Genomic DNA, 18,588 nt, shown 5'->3' with positions numbered 1-18,588 from the left:
GCACTCCGCAGCGAAAAATGTCGCATGCGTCCAGCACACCATGCTCTATAGGCAGCGTGGCCACGCGCACCCAAGTGCGAGACCAATGTTTCAAAGTCAATCAGCTACGACTCCGCAGTCTGACCGCCAAGAGCTTTTCTCTTATCCTCCTCTTCGAGCTTCTTCATTCCCGAATGGCGCTCCAAGCTCCTCTTCTGCTGTATCGCGACATTGTTAAGAATCTCGAAACGCTTGTCTTTGTCCACATGGTCCCGAAGAAGCTCTGCGTTCCTTGCCTCTAGATTGGAGAGAATCAGATTCTGCATCACAGTGGCGAAATCCCGGACATTGTCAGAGCCATGTTCTGGATGCTCGGCTTTCCATTCCCGAGCAGTCACACCGAAGACGATGAGGTTGAGCAGGTCTGCCTCATCCGCGTACCTGATGCCTTCGAATCTGCTGCCTTTCATATGCTCCGGCATCGTATCCTTGATCGCGTCCGTCTGGATTCGGTAGTTCAAGGAAGCAAACATGCGTTTGTTGGACCATTCGATATTGAGGCGGCTCGATTCGTCCGTTTTCAGCCGCTTGTACTCTTGGAAGACATAGAGACGGAACTCGGGACTGATCCAAGAGGCGAAATCCATGGCGATGTCTACATGGGCGAAGGTTCCACCGTTGTATCTTCCACGTTTGGTTTTGATTCCGATTGCGCCTGTGGCAGTGATCCATTTAGTCGGGGTCATGATAAAGGAGTTCAAGCCCGCTTGTTTTTTAAACCCGTCGAATTCGACGGGTTTAAAGTCCGGGTTATTCAGCTGCTCCCAGATTCCCAGAAATTCTATGGTGTTACGGTTCCTCATCCAATTCTTGATCGCATCCGCCGGGTCTTCGCTTTTGGCCCTCGCTAGGTCGGTGAGCGAAATGTAATCGTTCCCATCGCCGGTCGAGCGGACCGTCACCTCAAGCCCTTTGATATCGAGCGTCTCCTGAATCTCCTTAGGCGGCATGATCGCTTCCCCTTTCCCCGTCGTTTATCATCGCCGGGCCCATATTGTGTCTCCCTCTGATCAGTGTGGTGCGTTCCTAGTGTGTTCTCCGCACCATCGCAGACAACACCTCAACACACACAAAAGTACCTGTGCCTTACACACTACAGCACTTCGCGACACTCGCAGACACTCATATGGGTTGTAGACTACATGCCCCGTGACGCCTACTCGCAGGCGGGAAGCGTTGGAAAGTAAGAAGTCCCCCGGGGTGGAAACCGGGGGACTTGGCGGATGAGGCGAGATTCGAACTCGCGGAGGGGTTCGCCCTCACACGCTTTCGAGGCGTGCTCCTTCGACCGCTCGGACACTCATCCACATTGCACAAGGCAACTTGTTTATTATACGACGAAGGGCGAATCGCGCAAGTCGAGCCTGTGTCGCACTCCCAACCTACCGTTCGCTACAGTCCACTACCTACTGCTCGTGCACCGAAGCGTTGACCCACTGGCTCTGGCGTACGTTGTCGCCGGAGAAGATGCCGATGTCGAGCATGCAGTCGCGGTAATCGCGACCGTGCGCGATGGTGATGTAGTTGTCGTCCACCATGCGGTTATGCGTCGGGTCCAGTCCGATCCAGCGGCCGTCGTGGTATACCTCAATCCATGCGTGGGTCGCGCCCTCGCCCCCGAGCAGACCGGCGATATAGCGCGCGGTCAGGCCGAGATGCCGGCATACGGCGAGCATGACATGCGCATAGTCTTGGCATACGCCCGTACCCTGGGTGAGCGCCTGCTCCGCCGTGGTGCGGATCGTTGTGGCTCCTGGCGTGTACGTAAATGCGCGGAACACCTCGTCCATCACCACTTGGCCCTGTTCGACCTCAGTTGCGTCGGGCTGCAGATCAGCCAGTTTGGCACGGCAGGCCGCAATCATGGCCGCAATCGAGGAGCCGGGCACGGTCAACGCGGAGTCAAAGCGATAGAGCGGCTTGTACTTTTCCGGCTTGGTGTTTTCGGTATCGACGAATGCGATGCCCTTGACGGAATAATTGAAATTCGAATGCGCCTGCCGGATGTATCCGGTCTTCACCACGGAATCGAAAGCATCGACCGTGGTCTCCAACTCGGCCTTGGGCTCTATCTCAACCTCGACATCCACCACCTGCTGGCGGGGGCCGGAGGCGGGAACGCAGCGCAACTGGAAACGGTGGTCGGTGACGGGAGAGCTGAACGACAGCTTCATCTCGTAATCAAACACCAGTTTCTTCATTGATCTCGGCTCCTCGAATTCGACATATGCTGCGAACGCTCATCCCACCTTAGCAGATGCGACTACGCGCTGGGCAATTCCTGTCTCGGCGATTCCGTTTCGGCGATCCCGACTCGCTGTCTGCACCGAGACGGAACCGCCGAAACACGGGCCGTGTAGCTTCACAGACGGCGTAGCTCACGGCCTGCTAACTCACAGACGACATAGCTCACGGACGACGGGCGTCCATGTTCATGGCGCTGAGCGTGCCGTCCTCGGACTGCACCAGCACCGACCTGCTGTCGAAGTCGCTCCGGAACTCGTTGAGCCGCTCAGCCAGCTGGGCGTATCCGCGTGCAGGCAGCTGCTCGGAAAGCCAGCCGACGCCGATGGCGAAGCATTGCGGCAGCGGCAGGCCATCGAGCGTATGCGCGTAGGTTTCCAGCTTCGTCAGCGGCGCGCTCAGCTCTTCAGGCGCCAGGTGGAGGCGCGTGTACAAGTCGATGCGTTCGATGTACTTGCCGATGAAGATGGACGCCTTCAGCGTCGTATCCATGCCGGAATCCTCGACGCCGCCCCAGAAGGCAAGCATGTTGTCTTCGATGTCGCGCTGCTTGTAGATGTCCTCCGCGCTGGCGAAGCGCGTCGCCGCAGCGGTGATATTGCTCACTGCAAGCTCGATGTACTGCAGGAGACCCGAGCTGAGTTCCGGGCGCAGAATCACGGCGTTGTCGAAGGCGCGCACGACGGCGCTGCGCACCGAATTCGGGTCCTGACCGTCGTAGAGGAAGGAATGGATGAAGTCGTCGAAATCGCCGAAGTCCTGCGGCAGATCGAGCGCCTCGGCGAAGGGGCGGAAGGCGTCCACATCGGTGTCCATCACGCGGTCGTAGAAGGGGAAGAAGCGCGCGAGCGTGGTGAAGGCACGTTCCGTATAGCGCCCAAGCCAGTATAGGTTGTCGGCCTTCGAGACGGTGACCAGCGAGAGCGTGTGCGGCTGCGGGTCGGCGATGAGGCTGGCCGCATCCGCTGCGGATACGCCGCCCTGCTGCTGGCTGTTCTTCGGCTTGTCGGGCGCCAGCACCCAAGTGTCCTTGAAGCCGCCGCCCTGCGAGGAGTTGACGATCATCTCTCCGGGCTTCGAGGAGTAGCGGGTCAGGCCCGAATACCACACATGCGTGTTCTGGCCGGTCACCACGAAGGCGCGCAGATCGCATTTGCGCGGCGTCTCCTCGCCGGTGACCGGGTCGATCACATTGATGTCCTTGAACTGGATGACCTCCTGCGCGATGAAACGGCGGGGCTCGCTCGTGATGCGCTCGGTCAACTCCTGGCGCTGCGCCTTGTCAAGGCTCGAGCCGAAGACCACGCCGTAGCCGCCGGCCTCGCTCACGTCCTTGATCACCAGCTCGCCGAGCCGGTCGATCACCTCGCGGCGATCCTGCTCGAACATCGGCATATAGGTCGGCGCATTGTTCAGGATGGGCTCTTCGTTGAGATAATAGCGAATCATACGGGGCACAAAGTAGTAGATCGCCTTGTCGTCGGCCGCGCCGTTGCCCGGCGCGTTGACGATGGCCACATTGCCCGAGCGATACACGGAGAGCAGTCCCGGCACGCCGATGACGGAATCGGGGTTGAAGGCGAAGGGGTCGAGGAATTCGTCCGACATCCTGCGGTACATGACGCCCACGCGGTGGCGGCGGCCGGCATAGTCCAAGAGATACAACCGGTTGTCGAGCACTTCCAGATCCTCGGGGAAGGCAAGCACCGCACCGGTTTTCTCGGCTAGATAGGCATGTTCGAAGAACGCGGAGTTGTAACGGCCCGGCGTGAAGACCACCGCGATGCCGTCGGTCGAAACGAAGTCCATGGCCTTGCGCAGCAGCCGCGGGTAGTCGCGATTGTCGCGCACATGCAGCTGGCGGAAGAGCTTGGGGTTGGTCCGGCGCTCGACATCCCTGGCGAACAGCGGGTAGCTGGCGCCCGAGGGGATGCGCAGATTGTCTTCGAGCACCCACCAGCGGCCGTCCTCGCCCTGCACCAGGTCCTCGCCGGCGATATGCGCGAAGATGCCCCCGGGAGGCGTCACGCCATTGACCTGCGGGAAGTAGCCTGCGGAAGTGTAGACGTATTCGCCGGGAATCACGTTGTCGGCGATGATGCGCTTGTCGCCATAGATGTCCTTGAGGTAGGCGTTGAGCGCATTGACACGCTGCTTGAGGCCGGCCTCAAGCCGGTCGAACTCGTCGGATTCGATGATGCGCGGAATCGGATCGTAGGGGAAGAGCCGATCGCGGTACTCGCCGTCCTTGTAGACTCCGAAGCGCACTCCGTTGCGGCTGAGTTCGCGATTGATCCCCTCCCTGCGATCGACCAGCTCCCCCGTCAGTTGATGCACTGAATTTACTGCCATTCGAAACTCCTCCGCGAATCACTGCAATGGTCACAACGCGATGCCGCGACGTGCCCGCGAGCATGCTTCCTTGCGATTTCCTTGGCAACGCTAACCACCGCGCATTACCATCGGCGCGTGGCTATGTTACGAACATGTCACGAGGCGTGAACAAGCGCGGATTGGCGAACGCAGACAGGCATAGACAAACGCAGGCAGCTGCAGACAGAATAGACAGACATAGCCGGCCGCAGACAGACATAGCCGCACACACGCCGCTCCGTCATGGCAGCGTGCGTCTGGCTCGGATGCGCTCGGCCCGCGCGCCCAGCTCCTCGTCTGGTGGGTAGGCGATGTGCTCAAGCGTCAGGCCGTGCGGTGCAATAGGGCCTGTGGAGCCCTCGCGCACCGGCTGCGCCATCTTGCCGGCGAACCAGTCCAGCGAGCGCTTGCCCAGTCCGACCTGCACGCATGCGCCGGCCAGGGAGCGCACCATGTTGTGTGCGAAGGCGTCAGCGACGATGGTGAAGCACACCAGCCCGGATTCGATAGTAGGCGTGCAATAATGCCCCCGTGCCTCTTCATCGGTCAGCGGGCGAGTGATGACGCGACGCCAGCATGCCGTCTTGACTTCTCGTATGGTGGTGCCACCGGGGTTCGGCGTGGCGAAGGAGCCGAAGTCGTGCAGGCCGAGCATCATCGCCGAAGCCTGATTCATCGCGTCAGTGTCGAGCTCGCCGTCCATCGACAGCACGAAGCCGCGCAGCCGGGGATCGGGCGCATAAGCGCCATCGGCGATGCGGAAGACATACGTGCGTTCCAGCGCGGAGAAGCGTGCGTCGAAGCCCTCGGGCGCTTCGCTGATGGCGTGGATTGTGATGTCGTCCGGCAGGAAATGCCGCAATCGGCGCATAAGCGCTTCGATGGCCGGCGTGTCCATATGGCCGATGCAGCCGGCGAGCGTTTCGGCCTGCACATCGAGATGGCACACCTGATGGCTCGCATGCACGCCCGTATCAGTGCGCCCGGCCACGACGAGGCGCAGCGGATCCCCCGCGTCGTCATCCAGCACACTCAGAATGCGATGCAGCGCCGTCTCCATCTCGCCCTGCACCGTGCGCAGACCGGGCTGCTTCGCCCATCCGTGGAAGTCGCCGCCGTCATAGGCCAGATCAATTCGCAGTCTCATCAGCATCAGTATAAAACGTGCGACCGTGCTGTTCTGCCGCCGCGTCGCACTGTTCTATTCCTGTTCTATTCCCGTTCGTCTTCGGGCTGGGGAATCAGGTAGGAGCAGCCGAATGCGGCCACCAGCAGCACCGCGCCCGCAATCATCGCCGCACTGTAGCCGGCCACCGAGCCGTGCGAGGCGCTCAGCGAGGTCATAAAGGCGTAGAGTATCGCGAAGCTCAGGCCAGCGCCGAGGTTGAACGCGCCGGCGTTCATGCCGGGCAGATAGCCGGTGTTGTCCTTCGGCGAGAGCACGATGCCCAGGCCGTTGAGCATGATGTTCGCCGTGCCGGCGTAGCTCAGTCCCAGCAGCACCGAGATGGCGACCAGAATCCACACGGAAGGGTCATGCGCCACGACGATGCCGAAGAGCGCGCCGAGTAGGCTCACGACCAGTCCCACGCGCAGCACTTTCAGGTAGCCGAAGCGGCTGGCGAGCTGCCCTGCGGCAATGCCGAAGAGCAGGCCGACGATCGCATACGGGGTGAGCGTGACGAAGGACACCACATCAGCGCCCATGCCGGACCACAGCTTCGTATCCTGCGCGATGGCAGGTATCACGCCGTTCATGATGGCGAACACGCCGGTCATGGTCAGCAGCGTCGTGGACAGCAGCCCCCAGGTGCGGCGCTGCTTCAAGTAGACCGTAGAGACCATCGGCGCCTTGGACCGGCTCTCGACCTGCCAGAAGACCACGAAGAACACGGCTGCGACGATGATTTCGATAATCACGACAAGCCAGTTCGCCGCCCCAAGCTTTTGAATCTCGTTGATGGCCAGATAGGCCGCGAGGAAGGCGATGCCGAGGCACACCACGCCGAGCCAGTCCATGCGCGGCGTGTCCTGCGCCGTCGATTCCTCGGTGGCGACGCCGACGAGCACGATGGCGACAAGCCCGATGACGGCCATGGTCCAGAACACAGAGCGGAAGCCGAAGTTGCCTGCGAGCCAGCCGCCGAGAATTGCATCAATGCCGGCGATGCCGCCGTTGACGGAAGTCAGAATCGACATGAGCTTGGCGTAGCGTTTCTCCTCGGTGACGCGCACATGCAGCATGATGAGGCACATCGGCACGACCGGGCCGGCCGCACCCTGCAGGATTCTGCCGAGCATGAGCACCGTGACGTTAGGGGCGAGCGCGGAGACGACGCAGCCGAGCGTCGTGGCGATGAGGATGCCCAGCAGCACCTTCTTGCGGCCGACCAGATCGGCCAGGCGCGGCAGGAACAGCGAGAACAGCGCGGCGGCGGTGAAGAACACCGTCTGCGTCAGGCCAATCTGGTCGGAGGTCGTGTTGAGCTCGCGCTCCATGGTCGCCAGCGCCGGCGAGAGCATCGAAGCGTTGAGCTGGAATGCGAAGATTGCGACCATGAGCGCGGTCATCAGTGCCACGATGGAGCGGCCGCCTTGGTCGAGCATCGCACCGTTATTGCCGTTGTTGCCGTTGCCGGTTTGCCCGCCGGACGGGGACGTCATCTGTTGAGACATCGGTATTTCCCTACTCCCTATTGCTGTGTTGCATGATTACTGTACTGCTGGTTGCTGTGCTGCTAGCCGATGCGCGTGATGGCGTCGATGATCAGGTTCCAGAACTTGTCGAAATCGAGCTTGAGCGCGACCTGCGTATGGCAGTCCTTGGCAGACGGCTCCGGCCCGCGCAGATCGGCGACGGTCATGCCTAGGGTCGGCCCGTCGGCGATTTCGACGTCGAGCGGGCAGCGGCGGGTGGTCATCACCGAAGGGTCGATCAGGTAGGCGACCGTGCAGGGGTCGTGCACCGGCGGGTCGATGAAGTCCTGATTGTTCTGGTAGGACTTGCGGAAGAAGTCCATCAGACCGCTGGCGAAGGCCGACAGATCGGTGCCGATTGCGTCGATGCGCGACTGCACCTGCGGCGTGCACAGCGCCTGATGAGTCAGGTCGAGGCCGACCATCGTCAGCGGCCATGCCTCGCGGAACACCACCCGCGCGGCTTCAGGGTCGGTTTTGATGTTGAATTCGGCCACCGCGCTCCAATTGCCCACGTGCACGCCACCGCCCATGAGCACGACCTCCTTGACGCGCTCCACGATGCGCGGTTCCAGACGCGCGGCCAGGGCGATGTTGGTCAGCGGGCCGGTGGGAACCAGGGTGATGGTGCCGGGCTCGCTGCCCATGATGGTGTCGATGATCCAGTTGGCCGCGTGGCCCTGTTCGAGCGGGCGTGTCGGCTTGGGCAGCGTCACGCCATCCAGCCCCGTCTCGCCGTGAATCGAGGCAGCGACCTCAAGCGGGCGGATAAGCGGCCTGTCGCTTCCGGCGTGCACTGGGATATCGGTCGCATGGGCCATTTCCAGCACGGATCGCGCGTTGTAGGTGACCTTGTCGAGACTTTGGTTGCCGCCAACAGTGGTGACGCCGATCAGATCGATGCCCGGGTTGCCCACGGCGAGCAGAATCGCCATCGCATCGTCATGCCCCGGATCGCAGTCGAGAATAATATGCTGCATGTTCGCTCCTTAATTCGTTGGCCCGTTTTTCCACCAACCACCTTAGCCTCTCCCATACGAAACGTCTAAGGTATCCGGCGATGGTCAGCTGCTGACAATCTGCGACTCGCCGCCGCGCGTGAAGTCGAGCACCGCACCGGCCAACTGCACCGCGTGGCTCAAATCAGGATCGGCATCGAGCAGTGCATCGGCATCGGCGCGGGCCTTAGCGATGATCGTGACGTCCTTGACCACGCGCAAGAGCTTGAGCCCGGATTTGACGCCTGACTGGGTATCGCCAAGCACATCGCCAGCACCACGCAATTCGAGGTCGGCTTGAGCAATCTCCGCACCGTCAAGCGAGTGATGAATGACTTCGAGCCGCTGGGCCGCGATGCTGTCCGGCTCGGCGCGCGAGACGAGGAACGCCCATGAATCGGTGCCGCCGCGCCCGACTCTGCCACGCAGCTGGTGCAATTGGGACAGCCCGTAGCGGTCGGCGTCGAATATCACGATGCAGCTGGCCTGCGGGACATCCACGCCGACCTCGATCACCGTGGTAGCCACGAGCACGAGCGTCTTGCCAGAGGAGAAGTCGGCCATGACCTGCGCCTTGGTCGCGTCATCGTCGCGGCCGGTCAGCGTTGCGAAGGCAACGCCTTCGAATTGGGGCAGCGATTGCAGCCGCTGCACGATTTCGGCAACCGCATGCAAGGGCGGCTTGGGCTCAGCCATTGGTTCCGAACCATCTGAACCGCTGCCGTTCGCTTGGCTGGCACCTTGCCCGCGCCTGCCTGACTGCCTGCTCGCAGCAGCCTGCGCCCGTTCATCATCCGATCCGTCATCGAAGGCTTCGAAGCCGTCTTCGCCGGCATCACCCGCGCCGTCTGCATCTTCGTCCATATCGATTCGCGGGCAGACCACGTAGGCCCGCTCCCCCGCATCGAGACGTTTGCGGATGTGCGCGAACATGGCTGCCATCGTCCGCGCATCGGCCTCCGGCACGACAACCGTTCTGATCGGCTTGCGGCCTCCGGGCAGTTCGGTGAGCCATGAGATGTCCAGATCGCCGAACCATGTCATCGCGGCGGTGCGCGGGATGGGCGTCGCGGTCATCACGAGCAGATGCGGGGTCAGCTCTCCACGAGCCCGCAGCGATTCGCGCTGTTCGACGCCGAAGCGGTGCTGCTCATCGATGACCACGAGCGCGAGATTGGGCGCCTGGAAGGTCGAGGAGAACGCGGCATGCGTGGCGATGATGATGCCCGGCTCGCCGCTTGCGGCCTGCGCCAAGGCTTTGCGGCGGGCAGCCAGCCGCATGCCGCCGGTGAGCAGCGTCACCGCCACCTGCATCGAGTCGCCGTTGACCATCGCCGATATGGTCTGGTAATGCTGCTCGGCAAGCACCTGCGTGGGCGCCACCAGCACGGCCTGATACCCCGCGCCCACGGCCTGCAGCATCGCGGCAACCGCCACCACGGTTTTGCCCGACCCGACCTCTCCTTGGAGCAGCCGCTGCATGGGATAGCTCTGCGCCATGTCGGCGGCGATATCGTCAATGACCTCGCGCTGGCCGCCGGTCAGCTTGAATGGCAGAGAGGCGATGAACATGTCCCGCAGCGAACCGTCCACGCACGCATGGGCCTGTGTTTGGCGGGCGTGCTGGCGCGATTGCAGCACGGCGGTCTGGGAGACCAGCGCCTCCTCATAGCGCAGCGTGGCGATGGCCTGATGGAATTCCTTGGTCGACTGCGGGTCGTGGATAGCGAGGAAGGCCTGCGCCCGATGCATGAGCGCGTGCACGTCACGAATCGATTCGGGCACGATATCGGGGACGGCCTGGCGCAGGGCGGCTATGTCGGGTGAAGTTCCGGAGGCGTCAGCGGCGGCGTCGGCAGCAGTAATAGCGTCAGCAGAACCGGCAGGGACAGCGTCAGCGGGTCGTGAAGTATCGGTTGACGCAGCATCAACTCCGACGACACCAGTTCGCGTCTCCTCATTCTCCGCATCACCGTCAGTTCCAGCGCTGCTGTCGCGCAGCAGATCGAGGAATCCCAGGATCGCCTCGTGGATATGCTCGCTGGAAATGCGCGAAGTGGCGTGGTACACGGGCCGGGGTCGGCACACTCGCCGCAAAGCCTCTTCCTCGGAGTCGGCATCGTATATGCGCCTCATCGCCGCTCCGCCGCGCGACTGCGCCTCGTCGCCCGGTCTGACACTGCCAGACTCCTCAGAATCACGCGAATCGGGATCGACCGTCAGCACCTCAGGATGAGTGAATTGCAACTGCCCATTGAATTCCGTAGGCTCCCCCGCGACGACGACATCCGCGCCGGAATGCATTCGCGCGCTGAGCCAGTCGATGTACTGCCGTTTGCCCGAGAAGAACACAAGCCGGGCTATGGTGTCGTTGACGTTTCTGGTCCGCGCGAAATCCGCGTCATCGACCATCACCTCAAGCCGAAACCCGCGCCGGGCATTCATCGGCACTACGCGCACCTGCCGCACCTGAGCGGCAAAGGCCATCGGCTGCCCTGCGTGAGCCTCACGCAACGCCCTAAGCGCGACCGGCTCGGTCACACGGAAGGGATAATAGGTCAGTGCGTCGCCGACCGTTATGAGCCCCAAGGATTTGAGCGCGCTGACCCGCCGCTTGTTCATCATCAATGACGAAATCGGGGTACTCAGTGAAACGCTCATATTTCCCATTGTTGTCAATTAGCCCGACAGCTTGCAGCTATGCGCTAGTCGTACAGCCTTCGTGTCCTTGAGGTCGTTCACTGGCGAATCGACAACTCTGTCTCGTTTGCGACAGTAAATCGGCCGTAATGGCAGAAACAAGACAGAGCATGCTGGACTCTGTCTCATGCATGACATTTACCACCGGTAATTGTCACAAACGAGACAGAGTCCCCGATTCTCTAGCAGGTAAGTAGCTTGGAATACACAAAACCCCGGGGGCTTGACGCCTCCGGGGTTTGAATCGCAATTGCTCGCGACTCACGCGGCCACGCGCTGAACCTTGCCGGCCTTAATGCACTTGGCGCAGACGCGAACGCGGACGTTCTCGCCGTCAACCGTGGTACGGACTGGCTGCAGGTTCGGGCGGAAGGTGCGCTTATTGCGGATATGTGAGTGTGAAACGGTGTAACCGGTTTGCGGTCCCTTGCCGCACACTGCGCAACGAGCTGCCATAATGGACTCCCTAATTCTTTGACTTGCAAGTCTTGGCGATCAGCAATCATACGCATACACGCATGCTGTTGAACGCACAATCACACAACTATACAGCCAAGGCGGACATAACGCAAATTCGGCAGCCTTGCCGTCCGCGTATCGCCAAAGCCTGCCGAGCGTTCAGCTTACCTTCATATGCTCAGGATATAAAGGAAAAAACCGCAGGTAAGGCCATATTCGATATACGAGTATGACCGTCATGCCGAAGGAGGTTGCAATGCTGCACGAATTCATGCCACACGCGTTCACGAGGCCGACCCGCCCGCAGGCCGCTTCGGTGCTGTCGCTCGGCCAAGTATGGGTCGATGTCATGATGGATGTCAACGAGATGCCGCCTTCCGGAGGATTCTCCGTCTCGCAGGCGGTCAACGCGACCATCGGCGGCAGCTTCCGCGTGTTGCAGGCCGCAAGCCGCATGGGCTCCCCTGCCAAGCATGCGGGCATCATCGGCAACGGCATGTGGGGCACCGCCGTGCGCGAGGCCCTGGCGCACAACGGGATCGATCATATCGGGCAGGATCGGCTGGACTCGGATACCGGGTTCAGACTGGTGCTCAACGACGGCGAGCACAAGACCTTCATCGCGACGTACGGCGCGGAATCGCAGGGTGACGTCAGCACCTTCGATGCCATCGAGCCACGAGTCGGCGATGTGGTGCATATCAGCGGCAACACGCTGATGGATCATTCGTCATCCGGCATCGAAGCGTTCTTTGCACGCACGGCGCTCGACCCCGACGATCGTCCCTATACGCTGGTGATCAATCCCACGAACGCCTTGGAGCTGGTCAGCGAGCAGCTGTTGGAAAATGTGGTGCTGGCCCGCCCGATCTGGTCATGCAACCGGCAGGAGGCGCACACCTTGGCTGAACGGCTCGGCGTGCCGCTCAGCGACGCCAAGAAGTTCACGGTCGGAGGCGCTTTCGACGAAGCGATGGAAGATCTGTGCGGCTCGCTCGGCGAAACCCTGCGAGCGCCCTTGATATTGCGTGCCGGCTCGCACGGCGCCTGGGTACGCGAGCCGGGAGGCGCTGTGACGCATGTGCCGGGATTCCCGGTCAAGTCGGTACATACCCGCTCGGCCGGTGCCTGCCACACCGGAGCCTTCTGCGCCATGCTCGCCCAAGGCTGGTCGATGCTCGACGCCGTGCATATCGCCAACGCTGCCGCTTCGCTCGCTATCGAACGCAATATCGCCGGCGTGCCCGACTGCCCTGACCGTCAGGACGCGCTGGCGCTGGCCGAAGGGCATGGGCAAGGTAAGGGCGAATAACGGGCACGCAACCAGGCCACGTAGACCAATCAGCCTGGCCCGAAGAGTCCCGGCCCGCGCGTTGTCACACCCGCACTATCACCGTGGGCGAATCAGCGTCGAAATGGGCGCGTTCGCACGGCTCGCCGGTCGCAAGAAGCTCGAATACGGCGATGTTATTCGAGGTCTCGTCGGCTGCGAACAGCAGCGTATCAAAGGCCACGAGCTGCCGTGGCCGCTTGCCGCCGCATAGTATGCCGCGGCCGCGCCAGCCGGGCGTTTCCGGCTCGGCAAGGCGTGCGAATCGCTCGCCATCCCAAGCCAGCGTGATGATGCGCTCCGATCCACGCAGGCCGATGTAGGCGAAGCCCGCAGCGGTTGGCGTACTCTCTCCCGGGCGAGCGGAACCGGCGGAATGAGCAGCGCGTGCAGAGCCATCAGGGCGAGCAGCGAGCACGGCAGCCGATGACACATAAGCCAGTGATGCGGCCTGATCGCCCGGGTCGCCGCCAAGATCGACGGTCTGCACGACGCGGATGCCGTCGCCGCCCGTATCACGCTCATGTTCATGTCCACCCTCATGCCCGTGTTCAGCGGAGCCTTTCGAAACGTCATCGCACGCCAGCAGCGTGACCGAATCGCCCCATTCGCCGACCACTGCGACGCACCAGCCGCCATCATTCGTGGGCATGAGGTGCATATCGCGCAGCCCGGTGCCAGGAGCAAGCATCACCGCGCCGATGCGACGCAGCGCGCCATGATCCCACTGGTGCACGTAGATTCGATCAGCTCCCAAGTCGGTGGTGAGCACGCGCCCATCCGGCAGCGGCAGCACCCAATGGGCGTGCGGCCCGGCCTGCGCCGGCAATGGGCCATGTCCCTCGCCGCGCAGTAGTTGCGTTCCGTGCATCGCGCCACCATCGTCGCCAATCGGATGCACGGCAATGCTCCCATCGCCGTAATCCGCAACGACAAGATGCCGCTGGCCTTCATCGTCCACGGCTATTGCGGCATGAGTCGGCCCATCGCCTTGCACCGGCACTCGGGACAGCTCCCGCAGCCGAAGCCCATCATCATCGCACTCGATGCGCAGCGAGGTGATCTCGCCGGTGTTTTCCAGCACCGCGTACAGCATGTCCCCATCGCGTTCGAGCCATGTGGGCGACGGCAGATCGGCCAGTACATCACGCCGAAGCACGCGGATAGTGTTACTGTCGTTGCAGCCGTTCCCGCCCTCGGTCTCACGCTCGACTTCAGCCTCATCTTCGCATTTAGCTGCGGAGGAAGCGTTGTGCGCATCAACCGTGAGCGCGAAACGCTCGATGCCTTTGCACGTCTGGCCATTGAGCGGGCCGAACCCGCCGACAAGAATATCCATGCGTTCATCGTATGCCTGCGCAGTGAACAGAGCGATTTCACTCGCCTGCCGACACGAGTGGTTCCACAGCATTGCGAGCAACAAACTATCGCAATTCTTTGTGGTTTCGCGCTGTCGCGTCACTTCACTGCACTGTCGCGCCACCGTTCTGCTAACCAACCACGCCACCACCTCACTATGCCGTTTTCGATGCCGCCACTCTCGATGCCGCCGCCCTCGATTCCGCCGACAGCAATAACGCCGCCCTGCGCATCGTATGCACCGCCTTTATCGTTGCGTCTCTGCATATGCCGTCGCGGCTACCGTACCGAATTCGCACGCACACGGTTATGTGCAGCGATTATCATCACAGATAATGCAGGAGGCTGTCATGGGCAACATCAACGACTACACGCGCGAAGAGACGCGCGACCTCTCCGAGCACCCTTTCAACGCGGTCGACGCGCTGGTGCTGGCTTCCCTCGCATATTGCGATGTGCCCGACGAAGTGCCCCGACTCAGCGACATCACGGCGAAATACGGTACGCTTGCCGTCCGCGCGCGGCTGTTCGACCTGCGGCATCCAATCGCTTCGCTGCGAACGCTACGCAAGGCCCCCTTCGAAGGTCCCACGCTTGCTGAAGTGAACGCCTGTCTCGTGGAGTGCCGCACAGAACCTGCCGACTCCAATCAGCCTAATCAGCCTGATCAACCCGCTCAGATCGATGTCGCCGGATTCGCCGACCCGCAGCTGACCAACGAATTGTATGCGGCGGCAGCGAGCTCCCCGCGCTTCGCCGGAATACGGATCTCAGCCTATAATCAGCGTTTCAGCGCACAGCGCCAGACGCAGTTCGCCGCCGAGACGATGCAGCTCCCCGATGGCACGCTGGCCATCGCGTTCCAAGGCACCGATGACTCCTTCGTAGGATGGAAGGAGGACTTCAACATGGCCTTCCAATACCCGGTGCCTGCGCAGGAAGCCGCCAGCGACTATCTGCAGGCGGTCGCACGGGTGTGGAATGGGCCGATAATGCTACTCGGGCACTCGAAGGGCGGCAATCTCGCCGTTCACGCCGCCATGAATGCCGCCGACGACATCCAGCAGCGGATCGTGCGTGTCTTCTCGCTTGACGGCCCCGGTTTCCCATCCGAGGTGGTGACCAGCCCGCGCTACCAGGCAGTCGTGCCGAAAGTCGAGAAAATCGTGCCCGATTCATCCATAGTCGGTATGATTCTGGAAACCCCGGAGCCCTGCGTCGTGGTGCGTTCCGACCAGAAGGGCATCATGCAGCATATGGCGTTCTCCTGGCAGGTGCAGGGCGGTGCCTTCGAAGTGCTTCCCGCCATCGCGCCCAGCTCGCAGTATTTCAACACATCGCTGAACGAGTGGCTGGGCAGTTTGTCGCACGAGCAACGCCAACGCGCCGTCGACGCCTTGTTCTCGATTCTCGCCGCAAGCGGCACCGACCATTTTTCCGGCGTGCTGGGCTCCTTGCCCAAGGCCTTGCCCGAGATGATCGGATCATTCGCCGGACTTTCGGACGAGGACCGGCGCAACATCCTGTTCGCCGCGAATCTGCTCATCAGATCGACATGGAGCTATCGTTGGCGCGCCCAGCGCGGGAACGGAAGCGATGCGTAGCACGGATTGCCGGCGCTCGATGCCCCCTTCGGATATGCTCGACGGTAGCAAACAGACGCTCGGCGCACAGCGGCTTCGCGCATCCGGCAGGACGAAGCCGACGCTATGAGTAATTCCAGCCTTTCAGGCGAGGAACCACGAGGAAAGGACGCTATGGAAACGATGCTGAACTGGCTGTCGGCGCACGCGGACAGAATCGTGCTGCTCGCGATTGTGCTGGTAGCCGCGCTGATCCTGGCGAAAGTCACCAGTCGGCTGCTGCGTAAGTTCCTGGAACGCTCGAACGTGCCTAACGCCTCGATCTTCATCAATCTGACGCGCCTGATGATTTGGCTGTTCGCTGCCACCATCGTGCTGCGACCTGTGTTCGGTATCAATCCGACGACGCTCATCACGGCGCTCGGCGTCGGCGGCCTCGCGCTGTCGCTCGGTCTCAAGGATACGATTGCCAACGTGGTCGGCGGTTTCGGGCTGATGCTCGGCAAGGTCGTCACCCCCGGCGACATCGTCACCGTTTCCGGCGTGACCGGCACGATCAAGGACATCACCTGGCGCCAGACCGTTGTGGAAGAGCGCGGCGGCAACGATCTGATCATCCCCAACTCCGTGCTCAACACCTCTCTGCTCGAACGCATCACGCCGGCGGCCGAAAGCCGCGTGACCATCCCCTTCACCGCCAAAGCGGGAAGTGACCTGAGCGATATCAGCAGGCGCATCGCCGCCTCGGTCGAACGCGCGACAGCGGACGCCACAAGCCCTGACACTTCAGCGGTGGTGAACTTCACTGGATTCACCCCCTACGGAGTCGAGGGGCAGGTGCTACTTTTCGCCAAGCCCGGCGTGCTGCTCAGCACTGTGCGCGACAAGGCCGTGCGTGCCCTGGCCGACGCCGAATTCATCGAACAGCGTGCCGCCATCGGTCAGTAAAACAGGGCAGTAGCCGCGTCCTCTCTGCGCTCCGATTCTGGTCTGTCATGCTTCCCCTCCTATTGCATGCCCCTTATCTGCTGTGATCTTTCGTCCACCCTCGTCATCTATTAAGCACATTTCAGTCAGGAAGCGTCTGCGCAGCACCTTGAAGCGTACTGTCCGCCGTCAAGGAACGGCGGAATTGCAAGGATCTCATGTGCCGTCTGACGAGCTCATACTTTCGCGTGTGCCTAATAGACGAAAAAAGTGCTTAATAGATGCCGCCTGTAGCTGTCTGTGGCTATGCGTCGCCTGTGACTAGCGATTGCGCGTTGCGAGGGAAAAATGTGGTTGCAAGCATTTATTAAGCACTTTTTTCGTCTATTAGGCACTTCGCAAAGTAGCCGCCAATTTCGGCGTTCGCTACTTTGGCGGAATATCAACGTTTCTGAGTTCAATCTTGGAGCCACCATAGCGTGTTTGCCGGCACGATTCCGCCAAAAGTGCTTAATTAATTCGCACAGTAACTGTGTCCTCATGCTGCCGGGCCAAGATCCTGTTATTTATCACCCGTGGAGGAACAGCTCCCCGACCATCAGCGCCACGCACAGCACGCCGTAGGCAATCATGCCGGGGTTGGCCACGGTGCGCAGGCGGGTTCCAGGCAGCAGTTCTTCGGGAGTGATGTAGAACTCGAAGCGCTTGCGCCACACGATCAGCAGGACGATGCCCGCCACGACCAATGCCAGCAGCGCCAGCCCATACAACGTGACCCCGGCGAGACCGGCGATGGACCCCTGGTTGATGGATTCCAGCTGCTTGAGTGATTCCGACTGGCTCTGCATCTGTGCACCCGCCGATTGCAGCGATTCGAGCGCCTTAGGGTCGAACTGGCGCATGATCCACGGTGCCACCACGCCGCCGTTGCAGTTGATGATCATATGCATCGCAATCGAATAGCGCAGGCGCGAGGTGCGCATGTAGACGTAGGCGAACACGAGCCCGATGCCAAATGCGTAGAAGAACTGGAACAGGTTTCCGTGGAAAAGGGCGAAGGCGAGCGCCGAAATCACGATGGCCGTCTTCTCGCCGTAGCGCCGCAGCCGGTCGATGATCTGCTTGCGAAATATCCATTCCTCGAACACCGGCGCAATGAGCACCATGAACACGAACGCCATTAGCGGGTCGAGCGAGGAGGCGAGCTGGCTGACGTTGCTGACCGCAGTGCCGCCTGACAGCAGGGACGAAAGCACTATGCCGACGAGGCTGCCAGCGTACATGATCGGCACGCACATGATCAGCAGCGCGAAAAACTGCTTGCCATCCAGAGAGAAGCGCCTTGTCGGCAATTTCGGAACCTTGCGGAGTATAGTCACGGCAATGGGCATCGCAATCACGTACAGCGGCCCGTTGGAGGCCAGCAGGTTCACCCAAGTAGGAATGTGCTTCGCATCGATGTCCAGCGCGGGCAGCGCGAACTTGAGGCTCAAGGAAACCGCAAGACTCAACGCGAACCATACGACCAGCATCACGCTGAGCGCGACTCCCACCGTCGAGAACCGGCTGCGGGCATGCTTCCACCACGGCGAACCGAGCCTGGGATCGTAGGCATGCGCGGGCTGGTTCTTATCCTCCGGGCGGCTCTTGTGGTTCATGATGCGTTCTCCTTGGGTCTTGCGTCTCGTTCTCGCGGTTCGTTGCGGCGTCTCGTCATCGCGATCTGTTGCGGTTCGTTAGTGCATTGCATTCGCGCTTGCGCCCAAGCATTGGCCCTGCGTTTGCTTTTATGTTTATGTTTATGCTTGCCTGAGCATAGTCACAATCACAGTTTGCCTGCTGACTGGGACTGAGGCTGAGACCGATGCTTATGAGCTTG

13 protein-coding genes and 1 tRNA gene are annotated in these 18,588 nt (G+C 61.4%); 3 read left to right on the top strand and 11 right to left on the bottom strand.

Annotated features, from left to right (window positions below; genetic code table 11):
- Positions 1-104: 104 nt before the first annotated feature.
- The 9 genes from DDF78_RS07450 to rpmB form a co-directional block, all read right to left on the bottom strand.
- A complete protein-coding gene (locus DDF78_RS07450; RefSeq protein WP_202613237.1) occupies positions 105-989 on the bottom strand; it encodes a KilA-N domain-containing protein in 885 nt (294 codons plus the stop codon).
- A gap of 267 nt (positions 990-1,256) precedes the next feature.
- Positions 1,257-1,345, bottom strand: a tRNA-Ser gene (locus DDF78_RS07445).
- A gap of 100 nt (positions 1,346-1,445) precedes the next feature.
- Positions 1,446-2,240 carry a transglutaminase family protein gene (locus DDF78_RS07440; protein WP_152581267.1) on the bottom strand — a complete coding sequence of 265 codons (795 nt, stop codon included), beginning with the start codon at positions 2,238-2,240 and terminating at the stop codon, positions 1,446-1,448.
- Positions 2,241-2,448: 208 nt separating this feature from the next.
- The gene (locus DDF78_RS07435; protein ID WP_152581266.1) at positions 2,449-4,635 is read right to left on the bottom strand and encodes a circularly permuted type 2 ATP-grasp protein; all 2,187 of its coding nucleotides are present in this window, start codon (positions 4,633-4,635) and stop codon (positions 2,449-2,451) included.
- Positions 4,636-4,897: 262 nt separating this feature from the next.
- Positions 4,898-5,803, bottom strand: a complete 906-nt coding sequence (truA, locus tag DDF78_RS07430) for a tRNA pseudouridine(38-40) synthase TruA (protein WP_152581265.1) — start codon at positions 5,801-5,803, stop codon at positions 4,898-4,900.
- 65 nt (positions 5,804-5,868) lie between these two features.
- On the bottom strand, positions 5,869-7,263 hold the full coding sequence (uriT, locus tag DDF78_RS07425; protein ID WP_152581309.1) for a uridine transporter UriT: 1,395 nt from the start codon (positions 7,261-7,263) through the stop codon (positions 5,869-5,871).
- Between the two features lie 131 nt (positions 7,264-7,394).
- Complete coding sequence (gene uriH / locus DDF78_RS07420) at positions 7,395-8,333, bottom strand: uridine-preferring nucleoside hydrolase UriH (protein ID WP_152581264.1); 939 nt, start codon at positions 8,331-8,333, stop codon at positions 7,395-7,397.
- Positions 8,334-8,417: 84 nt separating this feature from the next.
- Positions 8,418-11,012 (bottom strand): ATP-dependent DNA helicase RecG, encoded by a 2,595-nt coding sequence (locus tag DDF78_RS07415; protein ID WP_152581263.1) that lies wholly within the window; start codon positions 11,010-11,012, stop codon positions 8,418-8,420.
- Positions 11,013-11,312: 300 nt separating this feature from the next.
- Positions 11,313-11,507 (bottom strand): 50S ribosomal protein L28, encoded by a 195-nt coding sequence (gene rpmB, locus DDF78_RS07410; RefSeq protein WP_152581262.1) that lies wholly within the window; start codon positions 11,505-11,507, stop codon positions 11,313-11,315.
- Between the two features lie 259 nt (positions 11,508-11,766).
- Here rpmB and DDF78_RS07405 point away from each other — a divergent pair, with 259 nt between their 5' ends.
- Positions 11,767-12,822, top strand: a complete 1,056-nt coding sequence (locus tag DDF78_RS07405; protein ID WP_152581261.1) for a PfkB family carbohydrate kinase — start codon at positions 11,767-11,769, stop codon at positions 12,820-12,822.
- A 64-nt stretch (positions 12,823-12,886) separates the two neighbouring features.
- Here the strand turns inward: DDF78_RS07405 and DDF78_RS07400 are convergent, their stop codons facing one another.
- Positions 12,887-14,179, bottom strand: a complete 1,293-nt coding sequence (locus DDF78_RS07400; RefSeq protein WP_152581260.1) for a lactonase family protein — start codon at positions 14,177-14,179, stop codon at positions 12,887-12,889.
- Between the two features lie 370 nt (positions 14,180-14,549).
- On the opposite strand from DDF78_RS07400, the gene DDF78_RS07395 reads away from it, so the two are divergent.
- Positions 14,550-15,803, top strand: a complete 1,254-nt coding sequence (locus tag DDF78_RS07395) for a DUF2974 domain-containing protein (RefSeq protein ID WP_152581259.1) — start codon at positions 14,550-14,552, stop codon at positions 15,801-15,803.
- Between the two features lie 153 nt (positions 15,804-15,956).
- Positions 15,957-16,730, top strand: a complete 774-nt coding sequence (locus tag DDF78_RS07390; protein ID WP_152581258.1) for a mechanosensitive ion channel family protein — start codon at positions 15,957-15,959, stop codon at positions 16,728-16,730.
- A gap of 548 nt (positions 16,731-17,278) precedes the next feature.
- Here DDF78_RS07390 and DDF78_RS07385 read toward each other — a convergent pair.
- Positions 17,279-18,367, bottom strand: a complete 1,089-nt coding sequence (locus tag DDF78_RS07385) for a CPBP family intramembrane glutamic endopeptidase (protein WP_152581257.1) — start codon at positions 18,365-18,367, stop codon at positions 17,279-17,281.
- Positions 18,368-18,588: the final 221 nt, after the last annotated feature.

It is taken from the genome of Bifidobacterium tibiigranuli (assembly GCF_009371885.1).
GTDB lineage: Bacteria > Actinomycetota > Actinomycetes > Actinomycetales > Bifidobacteriaceae > Bifidobacterium > Bifidobacterium tibiigranuli.
This window is presented reverse-complemented; position numbering and strand designations above follow the sequence as displayed.